Origin of the sequence: Mesoplasma syrphidae (assembly GCF_002843565.1) — a bacterium.
GTDB classification, from domain to species: domain Bacteria; phylum Bacillota_I; class Bacilli_A; order Mycoplasmatales; family Mycoplasmataceae; genus Tullyiplasma; species Tullyiplasma syrphidae.
The window spans coordinates 380,970-401,169 of record NZ_CP025257.1; the positions used below are offsets into that span (position 1 = coordinate 380,970).

17 protein-coding genes, 5 tRNA genes and 1 riboswitch are annotated in these 20,200 nt (G+C 31.3%); of the genes, 20 read left to right on the forward strand and 2 right to left on the reverse strand.

What is annotated here, in order from left to right:
- Positions 1-65 precede the first annotated feature (65 nt).
- The 9 genes from CXP39_RS01580 (at position 66) to CXP39_RS01620 (ending at position 2,972) form a co-directional block, all read left to right on the forward strand.
- Positions 66-141 (forward strand) — tRNA-Thr (locus tag CXP39_RS01580).
- Positions 142-151: 10 nt separating this feature from the next.
- A tRNA-Tyr gene (locus CXP39_RS01585) sits at positions 152-235 on the forward strand.
- Between the two features lie 9 nt (positions 236-244).
- Positions 245-319 (forward strand) — tRNA-Gln (locus CXP39_RS01590).
- Between the two features lie 9 nt (positions 320-328).
- A tRNA-Lys gene (locus CXP39_RS01595) sits at positions 329-404 on the forward strand.
- Positions 405-424: 20 nt separating this feature from the next.
- Positions 425-513 (forward strand) — tRNA-Leu (locus CXP39_RS01600).
- Between the two features lie 129 nt (positions 514-642).
- The gene (locus tag CXP39_RS01605; protein ID WP_027048155.1) at positions 643-1,353 is read left to right on the forward strand and encodes a hypothetical protein; all 711 of its coding nucleotides are present in this window, start codon (positions 643-645) and stop codon (positions 1,351-1,353) included.
- A gap of 5 nt (positions 1,354-1,358) precedes the next feature.
- On the forward strand, positions 1,359-2,255 hold the full coding sequence (locus CXP39_RS01610; protein ID WP_027048154.1) for an ABC transporter ATP-binding protein: 897 nt from the start codon (positions 1,359-1,361) through the stop codon (positions 2,253-2,255).
- The gene (locus CXP39_RS01615; protein ID WP_027048153.1) at positions 2,248-2,526 is read left to right on the forward strand and encodes a hypothetical protein; all 279 of its coding nucleotides are present in this window, start codon (positions 2,248-2,250) and stop codon (positions 2,524-2,526) included. Before CXP39_RS01610 ends, CXP39_RS01615 begins: the two co-directional genes overlap by 8 nt.
- 14 nt (positions 2,527-2,540) lie before the next feature.
- The gene (locus CXP39_RS01620) at positions 2,541-2,972 is read left to right on the forward strand and encodes a hypothetical protein (RefSeq protein ID WP_101305123.1); all 432 of its coding nucleotides are present in this window, start codon (positions 2,541-2,543) and stop codon (positions 2,970-2,972) included.
- 45 nt (positions 2,973-3,017) lie between these two features.
- Here CXP39_RS01620 and CXP39_RS01625 read toward each other — a convergent pair whose 3' ends face one another.
- Complete coding sequence (locus CXP39_RS01625) at positions 3,018-4,061, reverse strand: lipoprotein (protein ID WP_027048151.1); 1,044 nt, start codon at positions 4,059-4,061, stop codon at positions 3,018-3,020.
- Between the two features lie 316 nt (positions 4,062-4,377).
- Here CXP39_RS01625 and rpmG point away from each other — a divergent pair, with 316 nt between their 5' ends.
- From rpmG to CXP39_RS01670, 9 genes are all read left to right on the forward strand, one after another.
- Positions 4,378-4,521: a 50S ribosomal protein L33 gene (gene rpmG, locus CXP39_RS01630; protein ID WP_027048150.1), complete on the forward strand. Its 144-nt coding sequence runs from the start codon at positions 4,378-4,380 to the stop codon at positions 4,519-4,521.
- Positions 4,522-4,599: 78 nt separating this feature from the next.
- Positions 4,600-5,673 (forward strand): M24 family metallopeptidase, encoded by a 1,074-nt coding sequence (locus tag CXP39_RS01635; RefSeq protein WP_027048149.1) that lies wholly within the window; start codon positions 4,600-4,602, stop codon positions 5,671-5,673.
- A gap of 235 nt (positions 5,674-5,908) precedes the next feature.
- A complete protein-coding gene (locus tag CXP39_RS01640) occupies positions 5,909-7,093 on the forward strand; it encodes a phosphatidate cytidylyltransferase (protein ID WP_051591862.1) in 1,185 nt (394 codons plus the stop codon).
- A gap of 16 nt (positions 7,094-7,109) precedes the next feature.
- Positions 7,110-8,357 (forward strand): M50 family metallopeptidase, encoded by a 1,248-nt coding sequence (locus CXP39_RS01645; protein WP_027048148.1) that lies wholly within the window; start codon positions 7,110-7,112, stop codon positions 8,355-8,357.
- 15 nt (positions 8,358-8,372) lie between these two features.
- Positions 8,373-12,854 (forward strand): PolC-type DNA polymerase III, encoded by a 4,482-nt coding sequence (locus tag CXP39_RS01650; protein WP_027048147.1) that lies wholly within the window; start codon positions 8,373-8,375, stop codon positions 12,852-12,854.
- A gap of 69 nt (positions 12,855-12,923) precedes the next feature.
- Positions 12,924-13,018: riboswitch (purine riboswitch) on the forward strand.
- 63 nt (positions 13,019-13,081) lie between these two features.
- Entirely contained in the window at positions 13,082-14,626 is a 1,545-nt protein-coding gene (gene guaA / locus CXP39_RS01655; RefSeq protein ID WP_027048146.1) for a glutamine-hydrolyzing GMP synthase, read from the forward strand.
- Between the two features lie 2 nt (positions 14,627-14,628).
- Positions 14,629-15,771, forward strand: a complete 1,143-nt coding sequence (gene guaB / locus CXP39_RS01660; protein ID WP_036256259.1) for an IMP dehydrogenase — start codon at positions 14,629-14,631, stop codon at positions 15,769-15,771.
- A 65-nt stretch (positions 15,772-15,836) separates the two neighbouring features.
- Positions 15,837-16,499: a nitroreductase family protein gene (locus tag CXP39_RS01665; protein WP_027048144.1), complete on the forward strand. Its 663-nt coding sequence runs from the start codon at positions 15,837-15,839 to the stop codon at positions 16,497-16,499.
- Between the two features lie 24 nt (positions 16,500-16,523).
- The gene (locus CXP39_RS01670) at positions 16,524-16,892 is read left to right on the forward strand and encodes a hypothetical protein (protein ID WP_027048143.1); all 369 of its coding nucleotides are present in this window, start codon (positions 16,524-16,526) and stop codon (positions 16,890-16,892) included.
- A gap of 397 nt (positions 16,893-17,289) precedes the next feature.
- Here the strand turns inward: CXP39_RS01670 and CXP39_RS01675 are convergent, their stop codons facing one another.
- Positions 17,290-17,730 (reverse strand): GNAT family N-acetyltransferase, encoded by a 441-nt coding sequence (locus CXP39_RS01675; protein WP_027048142.1) that lies wholly within the window; start codon positions 17,728-17,730, stop codon positions 17,290-17,292.
- A 512-nt stretch (positions 17,731-18,242) separates the two neighbouring features.
- Here CXP39_RS01675 and rimP point away from each other — a divergent pair.
- Together rimP and nusA are read left to right on the forward strand one after the other, a co-directional pair.
- The gene (rimP, locus tag CXP39_RS01680; protein ID WP_027048141.1) at positions 18,243-18,737 is read left to right on the forward strand and encodes a ribosome maturation factor RimP; all 495 of its coding nucleotides are present in this window, start codon (positions 18,243-18,245) and stop codon (positions 18,735-18,737) included.
- A 9-nt stretch (positions 18,738-18,746) separates the two neighbouring features.
- The gene (gene nusA, locus CXP39_RS01685; protein ID WP_027048140.1) at positions 18,747-20,195 is read left to right on the forward strand and encodes a transcription termination factor NusA; all 1,449 of its coding nucleotides are present in this window, start codon (positions 18,747-18,749) and stop codon (positions 20,193-20,195) included.
- The last annotated feature ends 5 nt before the right edge of the window (positions 20,196-20,200 follow it).

Genomic DNA, 20,200 nt, shown 5'->3' on the forward strand with positions numbered 1-20,200 from the left:
ACAAAAGACATTAATCTAATGTAAAATTATTTATGTCCTTGCTTTCAAGGAAACAGTAAATATATGCTGACTTAGCTCAGCTGGTAGAGCAATTGACTAGTAATCAATAGGTCGAAGGTTCAAGTCCTTTAGTCAGCACCATTATAAATATGGAAGGGTAGCGAAGAGGCTAAACGCGGGTGGCTGTAACCCACTTCCTTTCGGTTCGGGGGTTCGAATCCCTCCCCTTCCACCATTTTTTTATTGGGCTATAGCCAAGCGGTAAGGCAAAGGACTTTGACTCCTTCATGCGCCGGTTCGAATCCTGCTAGCCCAACCACTTATTTTCGACTCGTTAGCTCAGCCGGTAGAGCAACTGGCTTTTAACCAGTGGGTCCGGGGTTCGAATCCCCGACGAGTCACCATTTTTTATTAGGATTTTTATCCCCAAGTGGCGGAACAGGTAGACGCATTGGACTTAAAATCCAACGGGCTTTATATCCCGTGCCGGTTCAAGTCCGGCCTTGGGGACCATTTGAATTTTGAGTAACCTCTGGGTTATTTTTTTTGCGTCACTTCGCATTTTAGCAATTTATTATTAACTTAAATGTAATTAAGTCAAAGATGTATTATAATTTATAAAATTATGAGATGAGGCAAATCATGAAAAAACTAACCTGTTTAAAGTTATTTATTTTTTTGTCATATATATTTTTTTCATCTTCAATTGTGGCAAATATCTTCTTTAAAATAATTTTGCTAGATCAGAAAACTGAAATTATTTTAATTTGATTCTATATTCAGTTTAATGTGATATTTTTGCTTATCCAACTTAAGGAAATATATAAAAATGCCCGCACGGCTTTTTTGAGTATTTCAACTTACAATCTAAAAGCTAATCTTAAAGTTGAAAGTCTTTGTAATATTTACACAATTTCAATTCCTTCCTTTTTATTGTTGCAATGACAAACGACTCTTTTGATTAAGGAGGGAGAAGCAGAAATAATACAAAGACTTTTATTTTTAGAAACATTTGCAATTGCTTTTTCAATAATGACTGTAATTGCTTTAGTAATTGGATTATTTGTATTTCTTTCAATTAAGCGAGTTGTCAAATGAAGAGTTATGACAGTTTTGAAAAGTCTAATTGGAATTCAACTAAAAACCAAAGAAGTTAGCGAGATATCTTTGTTTATCTTATTGAATTTATTAGCAGCCCAAATTAGGACTACAAAATTGAATTGACATCAGCAGCACGTTGTTTTACCTTTATTAGCTGATGAAAGTTTACTAAAACGGATTTGTAAAAAAAAATGAAACGGGAGTTTTGACTTTATAGCTATTCATTTTTTTATAGTTAAAGAAGGAGAATAATATGTATGAAGCATAAAACACCGATTATTAAGATTAATAATCTTTCAAAAATTTATCCTAATGGATATGGAATTTTTAATATTGATCTTTGTGTTAATCAAGGAGAGGTATTTGGATATTTAGGTCCTAATGGAGCTGGAAAATCTACAACTATTAGAACAATTATGGGTTACATCAAACCTGATCAAGGGAGCTGCGAAGTTTTTGACTACAGTAGCTGAAAAGATGCTGCCACAATTCAAAGTCAAGTAGGCTATTTGCCAGGAGAAATTGCCTTTCCTGAATTCATGACAGGAACTGAATTTATTAAGTTGGTTTATAACTTAAGAAATCAAACAAATTGAAATGAAGTTGAGGAACTAATCAAATATTGAGAATTTGACCCAAATAAAAAAATCAAAAAAATGTCTAAGGGTATGAAGCAAAAAGTGGGTCTAATTATTGCCTTCATGCACCATCCACAGCTGATCATTTTGGATGAACCAACATCAGGATTGGACCCATTAATGCAGCAAAAGTTCATAAATTTAGTTAATCAGCGTAAGTCGCAAAAAACGACATTTTTAATGAGTTCACATATTTTTGAAGAAATTGAAAAAACTTGTGATAATGTGGCAATTATTAAAAGTGGTAAAATAGTATCTAGCTTTGATCTAGAAAAATTGCGACAAGAAAATGAACGCTATTACACTGTTGTATTTAAAAGTAATGATGTCTTAAAAAAATACAAAGTTTTGAAGCAAGAATTGAATAGTGTTACTTATAGTGTCTTACCAGGCCAAGTTCCCGAATTTGTTAAAGATTTAAATAACTATGAAATAGAAATGATTTCTGAGAATCCCTTTTCTTTAGAAAAATATTTCATGAATTTTTACAAAGAGGAAGGAGAACAACATGCTTAATAAATACATTATCAAAAATACACTTAAAGGAACATGACTAATTTGAAGTGTATTGACTTTAATATCAGCTATTTTAATGTCGATATTTTTCTTTTTAGTTGATGGCGAGCAAGTGTCAATTGTTTTGGGGAAGATGTATTTTGCTTCAATTGGAATTGAAATTCCAATTATTTTTACAGCAATTGTGGGGAACAAAATTGTGGCTAGAGAAATTGAGAAAGGTTATATGCATACTATTTGTCAACACCTTTATCAAGAACTAAAATACTAACTTCAAAAGCATTTGTGTTTGCTTTATTAATTGTTGTAAGTGGAATTGTTTATTTAGTTGTTGGATATGGTCTAATTGGAATAACCAATGCTAGTTTAAGCTATGTAGACTGAACCCTGTGAATGCTTAATTTAACTTTACTATCAACTGTCTTTGCTGGAATTGCATGAGTCTTTTCATGCTTGTTTAATAAAACGGGTTGATCAATTGTTTGTGGAGCAGGAATTCCGGCAATGTTTTTTATCTTCACAACTTTGTCAATGATTGAAACTTTGCATATCGAGTTTTTAAAATACTTTTCAGTAATAAGTTTATTTGATCCAACAAACATTAAAGGATCTCAAGTTACAACATGACTGTTTCAAGATCTTGGATTGTTTGCAATGACAATTGGATTATTTGTAGGCGGAATTTATATTTTTAAAAATAAGGATTTACCGTTATAAAAAATATAAAAAAACTCACATTATGTGAGTTTTTTTACTAATCAACTAATTATTAAAACTGTTTAAATAATTTTCGCTTAAATTATATTGATATGGGCGAGGCTTTGTTTTTTTGTCTTTATCAAAGTTCGAACTTCCTTCATCTCAAGTTGTAAATATGTCTTTTCCAGTTTGCATACCATAAAGAGTTGGAGAATCTTTATGAATCAAATGATCTTCAATATTAGAATTTAGTTCTTCAGTGATAGCAGATAATAATCTCTGCAAAGCATTTTTTCTTTTTTCCTTACCTTCCTTGGGTAAAATAGTATCATCAATTGCCTTAGATTCACCTTGGTTAAATTCATAGAATAACTCAAAACCATTTACAAATCCAGTAATAACACCATTTCTGACTGTTAAAAAAACTGGTCCTTTCACATTTGTTAATGTCAATAAAATTTTATTAACATTTTCAGTAATTGCTTTTGATTCACTGGTACTATTAGAAGAAAAAAGTGATCGCGCAATATTTTCCTCGATTACGTCATTAACAATTTTTTTCATACTTTTACTTGTTCAAAGATCGCTCATTTCATCTAAGATGATTGATTTAAATGATACCTTACCATCAAGTTTTTGCTTATCAACAACATATTTTTGATCTTCATTGATTGCAGTGCGACTTCAATAAGCACTTTTTTTCTTAGGTTTTTCTTTTTTAACTGATGCTGTTCCTCAGTCGGTAGCAGAGTCATCGTTAGTATTTTTAGTTTCTCCAGAAGCAACTTTGATGTCTCAACCCAGCTCTTCATTACTTTGACTTAAATTTTTTAGTCCAGTATTAAAATCATGTCCTTTAGGATCTAAAAATTCTTCAACAGCTGCCTGAAACGAAAGTGAACTAGCGTTGTCTTTTGAACCAATGTAAATTACAGCTGATGTGCCTTTCTTTGTAACTTCTGCGGTGTTACCTTTATATTGAACTTTTGTTTCATTAATTCAACTTGTGAAGTTATTATAATCAGTTCAGTTAGTACATGATACGACAGCTAAACTAGCGGTTGCCGTTAAACTGATTGCTCCTAGCAATGATAATAGTTTTTTCATAAATCCTCCTAAAATGACGAATACAAATAATCTATATAATTTTACTATAAAAGCTTTAATAAAAAATGACATAATTACATTTTTAAATTGGAATTCTGTCATTAAGTAAGCTCTCTACAAAAAAGAGTGAATGCCATGTTCATAAAAAGAATATTTTAATAAAATATATTCGGAAATTTTATCGAACAAAAACTAGTTTTTATTGTATAATTGTTTAGGAATTGATATTATTTAAAGGCAGGCAAACTTTTCTAAAGAATGCTTATAGCAAAATATTTTAAAATAATATGATGAATTTAGAGAGGTGAATGTTAATATGCGCGAAAAATATATTTTACGTTGTACTGCATGTAAAAATGAAAATTACATTGGAAGAAACGATAAGAAAAAAGAAAAAATTGAAGCTTCAAAATACTGCTCAAACTGCAACAAACACGAAATTCATAAACAAAAAAAATAGTCTTTTCAAAAGACTATTTTTTATTTTATAATATAAATAACAAAATAAATAACAAAATTTTAAAGGAGATTAGTTGTAATGACAAAATATGAAAAAATTATTAAGTTATTAGATAGTAAACAAACTGACGCAGTTATCTTGTACGCCCCTGAAAATCGTTATTGATACTCACGTTTTCATTCATCAATGGGATATTTAATTGTTACTCGCAAAGGCTCATACTTATTTTTAGATGGTCGCTATATTACAGCTGCCAAAAACAAAAAAGATTTGCAAAATGTTGATCACATTATTCATTTTGGAAAAAATGTTTGAGCAGAAATGTTAAAAATTTTAGAGCAAGACCAGGTAAGTACTTTGGGATTTGAATCTGACTGAGTAATGTATAAACAGTACTTGGGATTTAAAAATAATTTTGCAAATCAAACATTAGTACCAATTGATTGTTCATCTCTAAGAATGGAGAAGGAACTTTGAGAAATCACTCAAATTAAAACGGCTTGCGATATCACAAATACTGTTTTCCAAGAGGTTTTGCAGTTTGTTAAGCCTGGAATGACAGAGTTAGAATTAGCCCGTTTTGTTAGTGATCGCTTCTTTGCTAACGGAGCAGACAAATTAAGCTTTGACACAATTGTAGCAAGTGGAGTTAATGGCAGCATGCCACATGCCGTTCCTACTGACAAAAAATTGGCAATCGGAGAATTGGTAACTTTAGACATGGGATGTTTTTATAATGGATATTGTTCAGATCAAACTCGTACATTTGGAATTGGAGAAATCACAGATCCGAAGTTATTAGATATTTACAAAACAGTTTATGAAGCTCAAAGTTTGGGGATTAGTTTAGTTAAAGCAAAACAAAATGCCGGTGATATTCACCGTGAAGTTGCCAATTTTATTGCTCAAGCGGGTTATGAAGGATATTTTGATCATGGATTAGGACATGGTATCGGAGTAGAAATTCATGAAGAGCCTTATGAAAATGGCGTTTCGCAAACAATTTTGGAAGCTAACATGACAATTACCGTAGAACCAGGAATTTATATTCCAGGGGTTGGAGGAGTTAGAATTGAAGATGATCTTTTAGTCACATCTGATGGATATGAAATGTTAACAACATCACCACGTGAATTGATTATTGTTAAGTAATTTAATTAGAAAACTATAATTTCAGAAAGAATTACCAAATTTGTATAAATATCATATGCAAGTGGTTTTTCAGCACCAATAAAAAAATAAAACCGGAACTTTTTCGGTTTTTTCTATTTTGAATTCCTTTATAATATTAAAAGACAAAAGTTCTGGGCTTATATTTTTTAGAATGTCAAAATAAGCTCTAAAAATGTTAAAATTAATTTAAATATTTTACATGCAGGAGGAAAAAATGAACTCAACATCTAAAAAAACAGTTCAAGAATCTAGTTTAACTCCTAAAAAAGCAAAAACTAATCTTCAAGTTCGTCTTATATCAGCAGTTTTTTTAGTTATTTTAATGATTATTTATTTGCTTCTTCCGATTTTGCATACCGAAATTAATCGTAAGCAAGGAGAAAGCAGTTTATTAGCAAATATTTTTGGATATTTGTCTTTATTATCAACTTGCTGTTTGATTGGTGCAAGTATTTATGAGTTTAATAGAGCAGTCGGAATTAAAAAATGAGGAGTTCAATTACTATTTATAATTACCGCTTTGTTTTTATTTTTTTGGCCCTTTGGCCAAATGGAATTCTTAAATGATTTATTTTATTATAATCGGCTTAATCAAAATCTTTTAAACATAATGCGTAGTCCTGTAATTTGTACTTTAGTGTTGCTTTTAGTTTTTATAATATTATGAGTTGTTGGATGAAAAACTGAAAAACGACCAGCCAAAGATCCTACGCAACTTAAACGAGGAACTTACAAACAAGGATTATTAATTTTTGCAATAACTTTAATTATTGTATTTGCGATGAAGGGTTTTACAACTATTTCTTTATCGGTTATTTATATTGAACCAACTACGACTACTGTATTTGATTTAGAACCAGTTAACAAAATATATCAAAACAATGTTATTCAACTAACCGACAATACCCCAACGTATTCTTTTACTGCCATAATTTGAATTTGGTGCACAATTATTTTTACTGATACTTTTGCATACTTAGGAGGCTCAAAATTTGGTAAGCATAAGTTGTCACCAAGAATAAGTCCAAATAAATCATGAGAAGGAGCAATTATTGGGACTGCTGCTGCTACTTTAATTGGAATAACGTTTTCAGTTTCACTGTTGTTTATTGAAGATACTCAAAAATTTGCGCCATTATTTGGAGTGTTATATACCCTTATTAATGCAGAAACCGCATGAATACCTGTGTTAATATTTATTTTTATGACAGTTGCTATCTCAATAACTGGGCAATTAGGTGATCTCTTGTTTAGTGCAATTAAACGTAATTTGGGAATTAAAGATTATTCTAATTTAATTCCTGGTCATGGAGGAATACTTGATAGACTCGATTCATTTTATTTAGTATTTTTTATGATTTATATTTTGACTTTGCTGACATGAATTAATGTTAACTAAAAATTAAGGAGAGCATATGAGTACAGGATTAATTATTATTGCTTTTTTTGTAGGAATTATCGCAGTTTTATTTTTGATTATGCTTCATGAGCTTGGCCATTTTGTTGTAGCAAAGTTATCAAAAGCTTATGTTTATGAGCTGTCTTTGGGATTTGGACCACGACTATTTACCAAAAAGGGTAAAGAAACTTGATACTCAATTCGACTAATTCCAATTGGTGGTTTTGTTTCAATTGCCTCTGATGCTGCTGAGCCACCATTGGGTCGAGAAGAAGAAGCAATGCAAATTCCTGATAGTCGAAAAATTGATTATATTGCTCGTTGAAAAAAAGCCTTATTCATTATTGCAGGTCCGTTAATGAACTTTATTATTGCAATGTTTTTAATTACTACAATTTTTATGGCCAATGGATATAAAACAAATGATATGAATTTTTATGGACAAAAATTTTCTGACAATAGCATTGCTTATAAAGTTATTAACAATAAACTTAGTGAAGAAGGAAAAGGATTTAGTCCTGATGCACAACAGTATGCAATAACGGGATGAGAATTTAGATTTGAAAATGAGCAAGAATCTTTTAAACATTATCGAGATTATAAAGTAAATGATTTAGGACCTACTTATAAAGAAATTGTGTATCCATTGATTGAGGAGTTAAAAAATAAGGCGTTCAATAATCCTGAGAATTTTGAGCGTTTTCAACTAAAGTTCTCATTTGTTGAAATTGAGCGCTATTCGGGAAAAGTTCAAAAAGTTTATAGTCTCGATAACAGTGAATTTTATAAACTTGATAAAGACGAGGATCAAGAAATTATTAGTGCTTGAAAACAGCAAAATAAAATTAGTATGGGTGTTGCTGCTCCTACAAGATATTTCAAATCAGTTGGAAGTGCTTATGGTTATGGATGAAAAGAAACATTTGATCAGTCAATTGCATTGCTAAAAGGCTTAGGTATGTTATTTACTGGTAATATTCAGGCCTTATCAGGACCATTGGGAATGGCTAATCAAACAGCGACAGTAATGGATTCACCAACAACATTTTTCTTATATGTGGCTGGGATTTCAGCAAACTTATTTATGCTAAATATGATTCCAATTCCTCCACTTGACGGGTATCGCTTTTTAGAAAATGGTGTAGAAGCTGTTACTAAAAAGCCATTAAATAAAAAGTTTAAACTAGTGGTCTATTCAATTGGAGCGTTATTATTTGCTGGATTATTTATTATTATCACTTTAAAAGACATACTAATCGGTTAGAAAGGAACTCTACTTATGAATAAAGCAATTAAAAATATCTTTGACAAATTGTCAATTAACTTTGATGACCTTGACCTAAGCTATTTTGAAAATGCCGACTTAGTTGAACAAATTAAGATTTCTAAATTAAAAGGAAAAGCCTATGTTCATATAAGTATAAATAATTTTTTACCAATTCGCATTATTGAGCAAATAAATTACGCTTTCAAAAAAAATGATTATGTCCCAATGAAACTAATTTTGGATGTCAAGCATCAGCAAATTGAAAAAGAAATTGTTTGAGAATATTTGGAATGAATTAAAAACAGCAAGGCTCAAGAAAAGGGAGGTTGCTGAAATTTTGTTGACCGCGAAGGCTATACTTTTGACATTGATAATCAAACAATTATCTTTAAACTTGAATCCTTATCACAAAAAGCTGAATTTGAAGTATTAACAAAATATTGTGATGCCAAATTAAAGCAATGTGGATTTAAAAACTTAAATTTTAGCATTGAAGTTGATCAAAGTAATGAAGAAGAGTATTGGAAAAAACATGAAAAGAACTATCAGCTAATTGTTGAAAAGAAGGCTCAGTTTGAGCAGTCAATTAGAACTAATATTGAAACAAACCGACAAGTTTATCAAACTAATAATAGAGTGTTTAAAAAAAACTTTGTCAAATTAGATGAACCTACTTATAAATCAATTGCTGATATTGATAATGATGCTCAAAATGTAGTTATTCATGGAATGGTAATGACCAAAGAAATTAGAGTCTCTCGAGCTGGAAGAAAAATTTATATTTTGGGAATTACTGATCACAAATCTTCAATCAAGGCAACTTACTTTGGAAAAGATGAAAGTGATTGTTTATTTGATAGTCTAACTGATGAAGAAGCAGCTGCTGATAATGCCAAAGAAATGAAAGCATTGCGAATTGAAAAAGGCGATTGAGTTGCTTTGAAGGGAAAAACAAGTTATTCTCAATATGATCAAGAGCAAGTCTTTTATATTGATAATTTTTGCAAAATTGAAAAAAATGTTGAAGTTCGTAAAGATTTGGCAAAAAACAAGCGTGTAGAATTACACATTCACTCTAAAATGTCAGCTATGGATGGTATTTCTGATTTTAAAGATTACGCTAATCTAGCAAATCAATGAGGATGGAATGCTTTGGCACTAACTGATCATAATAATGTTCAATCATTTCCAGATGCCTATGCAGCTATTAAATCTATTAATAAGAAGCGTGATTCTAATAATCAAATGAAAATGATTTATGGTCTAGAAATGACAATGCTACCAAATGATCTTTGATACGTCAAAAATCCCAAGAATCAAAGTTTACGTGAGACAAAATTGGTAGTTTACGACTTGGAAACAACTGGACTATCTCCAGAGTTTGATGAAATTATTGAGTTTGGAGCAGTTGTCTATAACTACAAAACTGGAGAACGTAAACAAATAGATATCTTAATTAAACCAGAACAAAAACTTAAACAGTTTACAAAAGATTTGACACATATAACTGATGAAATGCTTGAAGATAAACCGCCTATTGCTGAAGCTTTTAAGCAAATTTATGAAATTATCGATGGTGCAATTTTAGTCGCTCATAATGCAAACTTCGATTTCAACTTTTTAAATAGCTATGCTCAAAAATTGGGATATCCCGAGCTAACAAATACGGTAATTGATACCTTAACAATTGCACGAGCAATGTATCCAGGGTTAAAAAATCACCGTCTAGGAACTGTGGCCAAAAAAAATGGAATTCTTTATGATGAAAAAGTGGCTCACCGTGGAGACTATGATGCTGATGTTTTAACAGATATTTATGAACATATGTGAGCTAACATGCGTAAAATAATGGATATAAATCTTGATTCTGATTGAGCAAAAATTCATCCGCAAAATGATAAAGAAAATATGAATTATATTAAAACGCGAGGTTTTCATACTACTGTTTTAGTTAAAAATCAGGCGGGATTAAAAAAATTGTACAAGCTTGTTTCTAAATCACATACTGATAATTTTTTTGGAGGGCCAAAAATTTTTAAAAACATACTTATTGAAGCTCGCAATGAGGGAAATCTTTTATTAGGGACTTCTTGTGTTAATGGAGAAATTTTTGAAATGGCTCGAACTAATACATTGTCTGAACTTGAGAAGCGAATTCAAGATTATGATTATGTAGAATTACAACCATTAAGTGTTTATAAAAATCTTTTACAAAATGATTCTTTAAATGAAGAAGAACTTAAGCGAACTATCAAAATAATTATTGCGGCAGCTTTAAAATATCACAAAATTATTGTTGCTACAAGTGATGCACATTATGTAAATCCTGAATTGAAACAAATTCGTGAAGTGTACATTAATGCTAAAGGTTTAGGTGGAACACGTCATCCCTTATTTGATTACAAGGGTCGTGTGAAGGACAACCCAGATCAACATTTACGTACTACTGATGAAATGCTAAAAGAGTTTGCTTGACTAGAAGATCAGGAATTAATTAATAAAATTGTTATTGAAAATAGTAATTTAATTTCTAGTATGGTAGAACCCAACATTGAAGCAGTAAAAGAAGGTCTGTATACACCATCAATTGAAAATGTTAACGAAAAATTGCGAGCAAAGTGCTATGAAACAGCGCATGAATTATATGGTTCAGATCTTCCTGAAATCGTTGAGGCTCGCTTAGAAAAAGAGTTGAATTCAATTACCAAATATGGTTTTTCAGTAGTTTATTGAATTTCACATTTGCTTGTTAAAAAATCATTAGATGATGGTTATTTAGTTGGTTCGCGAGGATCAGTTGGTTCATCATTTGTAGCGACAATGTCAAAAATTACTGAAGTAAATCCACTGAAAGCGCACTATCGCTGCGAAACTTGTCAATATTCCGATTTTAATACTCCAGCAGAGGTTAAGTGTGGTTATGATTTACGACCAGCTCAATGTCCTAAATGTAAATCAAGTTTAGTTGGCGATGGACATGATATTCCGTTTGAAACTTTTTTAGGATTTGAAGGAGACAAGGTTCCCGATATTGACTTAAACTTTTCAGGTGAATATCAACCAGTTGCTCATAATTTTACTAAAGAAATGTTTGGAGAAAATAATGTATTTCGTGCTGGAACAATTTCAACAGTTGCCGAAAAGACGGCTTTTGGTTATGTTAAAGCATATTATGAAGAAAAATTTGGATATGAAAATCAACCTCGTAAAGTTGAGATTGAGCGTCTAGCCAGTTTAGCTGAAGGTGTTAAACGTACGACAGGTCAACACCCTGGAGGAATTATTATTTTACCCTCTGAATATGAAATTGAAGACTTTACACCAATCAATTATCCAGCTGATGATACATCATCAAGTTGAAAAACAACACACTTTGATTTCCATTCAATTCATGACAATTTATTAAAGATGGACATATTGGGGCATGTTGACCCGACCGCTTTAAGAATTCTAAGAGACATTACGGGAGTTGATCCAATGACAATTCCAACAAACGATAAGCAAGTTTATTCGTTATTTTCAGGATTGAGTTCTCTAAAAATTCAACCTGATCAAATTAATGGTGAAACAACTGGAGCAATTGGGATTCCGGAGTTTGGAACTCAATTCGTTAGAGGAATGCTTAAAGAAACAAGTCCAAAAACTTTCGCAGATTTGGTTCAAATTTCAGGATTATCACATGGAACCGATGTATGATTAGGAAACGCTCGAGACTTAATTAAAGAAAATAAGGCCAACATTTCAACGGTCATTGGATGTCGGGATGATATTATGGTGTACTTAATGTCAATGGGATTGGATTCATCAATGGCATTTACGATTATGGAATCTGTTCGTAAAGGTAAGGGTCTTAAAAAACCGTGAATTGATGCAATGAAAGCCTGCAATGTTCCAGACTGATATATTGAATCATGTTTGAAAATTAAATATATGTTTCCCAAAGCACATGCGACTGCTTATGTTTTGATGGCATATCGAATTGCTTGATACAAAATTCATTATCCAGCCGAATATTATGCCACTTTCTTATCTACCAGAGCAGATGCATTTGATTTGAAAGTTTCTCTTGGAGGTTATGAAGCTGTTAACAATCGTTTAAAAGAATTAGAGGCACGATCAGCAGGATCTTATGGTGATAAACTTACTAAAAAAGATGAAGATTTAATGGTAGTTTATGAAATAATGCTAGAAATGTTTTCTCGTGGAATTAAGTTTGGAAATATTGATTTTAAAGTTTCACAAGCTTCAAGATTTGTTGTTGTTGAGAATCCGCAAACTAAGGAAAAAACAATTATTCCGCCATTTAATATTATTGACTCACTAGGAATTACAGTGGCTGAATCAATTGTTAAAGCTCGAGAAATATCAGCGATTGCATCAGTAGCTGATTTGAAAAATCGAACTCAAGTAACTCAGACACAATTAAAAATCTTTGATGAATTGCGAATTACTGATTCATTATCAAGTGATGAACAATTAACATTTGAATTTTAAAACTTAGCTTGCTAAGTTTTTTTATTTATACAGTTGTAGTTTTCTAACAAAGGGAGTATTATTTAAAATAACAATTTAATATAAAAAACTTGTATAAGCCAACATAATGGGTTGGTGTCTCTACGTCGTACCAATACGAATCTATAAGACTTAGCACTCGTGGAGAAGTTTTTTGCATACTTTTTGCAACATTCTGACGAGTTTTTTATTTAATAAAAAGGAGAAATATGCAACAAACACAAATCATTATTTTGGATTATGGAAGTCAATATACGCAATTATTGGCTCGCAGAATTAGAGAACAAAATGTCTTAGCAGAGGTAGTTGACTTTAATTTGACTAAAGCTGATTTATTAAAATACCCCAACTTAAAAGGAATCATTTTATCAGGGGGGCCAGCCAGTGTTTATGAAGAAAATGCATATATGGTTGACAAAGAAATTTTAGAGGCTGGATATCCAGTTTTGGGAGTTTGCTATGGACTACAACTAATTACACATTTATTTGGAGGAACTGTTGAAGCTGCTACTAAACAAGAGTTTGGAAAGGCACAGTTAGTTATTGATGATCTATCAAATATTTTATTTGACAATGTTCCTAATTCAAAAAATGTTTGAATGAGTCATGCTGATCATTTAACAACCATTCCTAATGATTTTTATCAAATTGCGCATTCTGATAATTCAATTGCAGCAATTAAGCATAAAAATCAAAATATTTATGGAATTCAGTTTCATGCAGAAGTAACTCATTCTGAATTTGGAGCAGAAATACTTAATAATTTTATTTTTAAAATTGCTAAAGCCAAAAAGGACTGATATATGTCAACCTTTATTGAAAAAGCAATTGCTCAGATTAAGGAAAAAATTGGTAATGACAAAGTAATTTTGGGTTTGAGTGGAGGAGTTGATTCATCAGTTGCCGCTACTTTAGTATCAAAAGCAATTGGAAAACAGCTAACATGTATTTTTGTAGATACAGGATTACTTCGCAAAAATGAAGCTCTACAAGTAATGGATACTTACGCTAAAAATTTTGATATGAATATAAAAATGGTTGATGCAAGCGAGTTATTTTACAAAAATCTTCGTGGAATTAGCGAGCCTGAAACAAAGCGCAAGATGATTGGAAAATTATTCATTGATGTGTTTACCGAAGAGGCACGCAAGATGAGTCGAGATGCCAAATGATTAGCGCAGGGTACAATTTATCCTGATGTCATTGAATCTTCAAAAGAAGGGCATAGTTCAAAAACAATTAAGTCACATCATAATGTTGGGGGATTACCTGAAGATTTAGGATTCGAGTTATTGGAACCAATTCGTGATTTGTTTAAAGATGAAGTTCGTAAGGTTGGTCGTGAACTGGGAATTCCTGATAAAATGATTGATCGTCACCCATTTCCCGGGCCAGGATTGGGAATTCGTGTAATTGGTGAAGTTACAAAAGAGAAATGTGATATTTTGCGTGAAGTCGATGACATTTTTATATCAGCTCTTCACGAAGCAGACTTATATACTAAAGTCCAACAAGCTCATGTTGTTTTACTTCCTGTTAAAACAGTAGGAGTCATGGGCGATAATCGTACATACGAATTTGTGGCAGCTTTGAGAAGCGTTGATACGGTTGACTTTATGACAGCAACTGCTAGTCATCTACCATGAGACTTTATTGATAAAGTAGTTAATAAAATTATTAATGAAGTTAAACATGTTAATCGCATTGTTTATGATGTAACTTCAAAACCTCCAGGAACAATAGAATGGGAATAAATATGGGAAAAAACAATAGCTTAAATAATAAATTAGTAGATCATGGAATTACTTTTGATGATGTTTTAGTAGTTCCCAGCTACAGCGATGTATTGCCAAATGAAGTTTGTTTGAAAACTCGTTTAACAAATAACATTAGTTTAAATATTCCATTTGTGTCAGCGGCTATGGATACTGTCACTGAACATCGATTGGCAATTGCCTTGGCCCAACTCGGTGGAGTTGGAGTGATTCACAAAAACCTGAGTATTGAAAACCAGGCTAAAGAAGTAAAAGTTGTCAAAAATTTTAAATTTGAAGTTGAAGAAGGCATGAATCCAGCTTATGACACTCAAAAACGCTTACTAGTCGGAGCTGCTGTTTCAACAGGTTTGGATACGCTAGAAAGAGTCCAAAAATTAATTGCCGTTGGAGTCGACTTTATTGTTGTTGATTCGGCCCATGGTCATTCTCAAGGAATTTTAAAGACTGTTAAATCTCTTCGTAAAAAATATCCTGAATTAGAAATTATTGCAGGAAATATTGCAACAACAGCTGGAGCCAAGGCTTTAGTTGAAGCTGGGGCAAATGCTGTTAAAGTTGGAATTGGACCAGGAAGTATTTGTACAACAAGAGTTGTTGCTGGAGTTGGTGTACCTCAGATTAGCGCAATTGCCAATACTTATGAATATTGCCAAACGCATAATATTCCCTTTATTGCAGATGGAGGAATTAAGTATTCTGGTGATATTGTAAAAGCGCTAGGGGCTGGTGCGAATACTGTCATGCTTGGTTCAATGTTTGCAGGAACTGAAGAGTCACCTGGTGATGTTATTCATATTGATGGTAATTCATATAAGACATATGTGGGAATGGGCAGTTTGGCTGCAATGAGTCGTGGATCAAGTGATCGTTATTTTCAAAAAGGAGCTAAAAAGTTAGTTCCAGAAGGTATTGAATCAATGGTTAATTATAAAGGCCCATTAGCTGAAATTGTTTTTCAAATGCTCGGGGGATTGCGTTCAGGAATGGGATATACTGGAAGTCATACAATTGAAGAGTTAAGAACAAACACAAAGTTTGTTCAAATTACCAATGCAGGCTTAGTTGAATCTCATCCTCATGATGTAAAAATGATTCAAGCAGCACCAAACTACAATAAATAGGGTAAAATATATAATATCGAATTAACCAGCCAACGGTTCGATATTTTTTTAACAAAAGGAGAGATATGAATCAAACTGTCAAACAATTAATGGAAGAACGTCGTAGCGCTCGTCGCTTCCAAACAGACTATGAAATTGCTGATGATGATTTAGATCAAATCATTGAAGCTATTCGTATGTCACCAGCTAGTTATGGAGCTTTAAATACTCGAGTAGTCGTTATGAAAAAAGGGCCATTTAAAGACAGTTTGAATAAAATTTTTTATAATCAAGATAATTTTACTCAAGCATCAGCATATATTATTTTTGTAAATGACAAGGCAAAGATAATTTGTGATGAAACAATGCCATATACAACAAGTCTAATTTTTAAAGATGACTTAGCAAAACGTGAAGCATTTTTGAAAAATTTCTATAATGTATGAAATACTCGTTTTGGTAGTCCCCAAACAATTGGCTTAGCCGAAGAATGAAGTATGAAACAATCATATATTGCTTTGGGAGTTGGAATTGTAGCAGCTGCCAGCTTAAATATTGATTCCTGCCCGCATGAAGGACTAGATAAATTAGCTTTAGAAAATGTTTTGCAGCAGCATGGTTTGATTACTAAAAATCAACAAGTAGCTGTTGGATTAGCTTTGGGCAAAATCGATGAGACAATTGCAAATTCACGAGTAAAGGAAAAAATTCGTATGCCAATTGCAAATTTTCGAATTGATGTAATATAATATATAAAATGAAATGGAGAAATTATGAATAATCAACAACAAAATTCCAATAACTATGGATATCCTCAACAACCAAGCACCCGCAAATCTTTGTATTTAATAGCGTATATTTTTAACCTTATTTGTACAGTTATATTAGGAATTTTAATTATTCCACTATTATGATGTATTCCAGCAACAATTGCTAGTAAGCGTGCATACAACGAATGTGATACACCACAAGAAGTATCTCATATTGGATTAGGGGTTGTTTCGTTATTGTTAGTAAGTGGGATTGGTGGAGTTTTCATCCTTGTAGCTTCAGCAACAAAACCTGAGCCAGTAATCGTATATCAACAAAATCAAAGTTCTGATTTTAACTCACCAAATGATGCAAATTCTAATGGACGTTAAAAATATGAAATAATGCATTAAGCATTAATTGAAAACTTAATTAAATTATTATTTGGTTTACCATTTTTGGCGTTTAAGATGTTTTTATAACTTGGAATAAACGTATTTTAAAACTGTAACATAGTACTATTTTTAGCTAATTTTGAAACACTGTTATCAGTGACAACACCAATATTTCACTCTTTGTTTTGAATTTTTACACTGCTAATATTATTTTAAAAAAAGCCTTTTCATTATTGAAATGGCTTTTTTCTTGAGGTGATAAGATCACTGATAGATTTTCTTTAGTAATTATAAAAAAACCCTCTTTGCATACCTATTTCAATGATGAGTTGTCTTTTATCATTTTTGTATACAAGGAGAATTATATTAATTTCAAAACTTTCAAATAGTTATTTTATCTTTTAATTATCATTTTAATATGAGCTATACCATCATCGTCAAAAACTTCAGAATTTTCTATAAATCCAAATTTTTTATAAAAATTTAAAAGTCGATATTGAGCACTTATTTTAATATCTTTTTTAGGCGCATTTTTATTAAGCCAAATAATAACATTTTTTAATAATTCTTTACCTATTTCTTGACCTCTAAACTTTTGTGGTGTTAAAACTCTTCCAAACGTTATTGAGTTATCATCAAGATCAAAAATTCTTAAATATGCAGCTAATTCACCATTTTCAGTTTTTATCATCATGTGTGTTGCGATCAAATCATTATCATCAATGTCACATGCTAATCATTCTTGTTCTACTACAAAAACTTTACTTCGATTTTTAAATATTTCTCATATTTCTTTATTTGCTAGTTCATTAAATTTTTTAAATTCAATTTTCATAATGACTCCTTTTTTTATTATTAATAGAATAACAAAAAAAACAGCATTTGCAGTTTTATTAAATAATTTCGCATGAATTACAAGACCTATCGTCGCTGAAATTGAAAAGGTAATGCTGTGCTTTTCATTAACTGCTTAAAGCTTAACGCTATCTATTTCATCATCAACATTAGTTATTTTTTACCAATCTTTAAGCCTTTTTATTATTGAATTTAGCAATTCGTTTTTCTTTTTTTAACACAAAAATTACTTAAACAATGGAATTAACTCTTTTTTACTTATTCATAAAGTTAAACTTTATTTGACTTCTTTAAAATGCTTCTTGCCCTAATCTTTTTTATAGTCATCAACTCATTTTTTACTTCTTGCGTAATTGTTTTAAAAGCCTTATTAAATTTAAAAAAATGTTTGTATCTTTTATTAATAAGTGTTAATATTTAAATATAAGATTGATAGATTTTAAGCAAGCCGAAAGGCTTGCTTTCTTATTGACCTTATGAGAGGAGAACTTAGTGAAAAATTTTTCAAACATAAAAACGACAATTATTGAAATGGCAAATGTCATTTTAAAAGAACATCATTTAAGAGTTTATGAAGTTAATAACTTTGTTGATTTTGAAAGTGATATTTTACAAATCTTAGTTGAAGATCTAAATCAACCGAATAAGCCATTAGATTTTGATGCGCTAACTGCAGTCAACGAAAAGCTGTCAATTGCAATGGATGAATTTGATTCTATTAAGGAACCTTACATGTTAGAAATTGCTAGTGCAGGAATTGAAAAATCAATTCGAGATTTTGAAGAAATGATAAAGGCTGTTGGTCAATATATTTATGTAGAACTACAAGCAAGTATTAAAAATTTATCAACATTTGAAGGAATACTAGTAGACTTTAATAATCAGACTGAAGAATTTAAAATTGAATTCTTTGTTAAAGGTCAAAAGAAAAAAGCGTTATTTAAATGAGAAGATATAAAAACTGTTAGATATGCAGTTAAATTTTAGGGGGATAGCATGGTAAATGGTGCAGAATTATTAGAGGCAATTAGCTTAATTGCTGAAGAAAAAGGTATTGATAAAAATACAATATTTGAAGGAATTGTTGAAGGATTTCAAAAAGCTTTTGAACGTTTCTTTGATACAGATGCGATTATTCAAGTTGAGATCGAAGAGTCAACTGGGGCAATTAAAATGTTCCAAGAATTGGAAGTTTTAAATACAGTTGAAGATGATTGATTAGAAATCACTCCAGCTGATGCTAAAAAAGAATTTGGTCAAGAATTTTCAGAGCACGATTTAATTAGACGTCCAATTGAATTTAACGAAGACTTTTCAAGACTAGCAGTATTTCAAGTTCGTCAAATTGTTCAACAAAAAATAAAAGGTGCAGAACGTGCAAAAGTTTATGCCAAGTTTATTGATAAACAAGGTGAAATTATTAAAGGTAAGATTACTGGAATGAATGAGCAAGGGACATCATATTTAGTTGATATTGACGGAACTGTTGCTTCATTATGAAATCAAAAAACTATCAATGGTGAAAAGTTTGAAGTTAACGAATATGTAACTTTATATATTGATGAAGTTGCTAAAGACAATAAGTTTTCACAAGTGATGGTTTCGCGTACAGCGCCAAACTTTTTAGCAAAATTATTGGAACAAGAAGTTCCAGAAATAAGTGAAGGAATCGTTGAAATAAAAGCAGTTTCTCGTGAAGCTGGAAAACGTGCTAAAGTAGCAGTATATTCACATGACGAATTTGTAGATCCAATTGGAGCTGTAGTTGGTTCTCATGGGGCACGTATTAACAATGTTTCATCTGAACTTCGTGGAGAAAAAATCGATGTTGTTAAATGAGATTCATTAGTTGAAAACTTTATTATGAACGCAATGGCACCAGTTCGTGTTATTTCAGTTAGTGTTGATGAAGAAAATGGTGAATGTGATGTAATTGTTCCTAATGAACAATTATCATTGGCTATTGGTAAATCTGGAATTGCTGCACGTTTAGTAGCTAACCTGCTAAAAATTCGTGTCAATATTTATTCATATGCAAATGCATTAGAAGATAAGGTCGAAATTTTGTGAAACGGAAATATTTCAGAAGCTGAATTATCAAATCCAGAGTTTTTAGCAAACATTAATAAACGTCGTGAAAAAACTGCTGGTAATCCAAGAGTATCAAAACCAAGAGCAAGTCAAAAACCAGTTTTTGATGTTGATGCATTGGCAGCCTTGCAAGATGAAATTAAGTTAGAAAATGAAATTGAAGAATTGGAGTTTGCAACAATTCCTGAGCCAATAAAAGTTCAAAACGAAGCAGTAGATGAAGAGTTAGCAGAAGATCATAATTTGGACGAAATTGCTGCAAAATTAAAGGAATTTGAAAATGTAATTGAGGAAACTGAAGAAACTGATTTTGATGAAGAAGAAATTGCTGACTACGATAAGTACTACGATTAATTAAG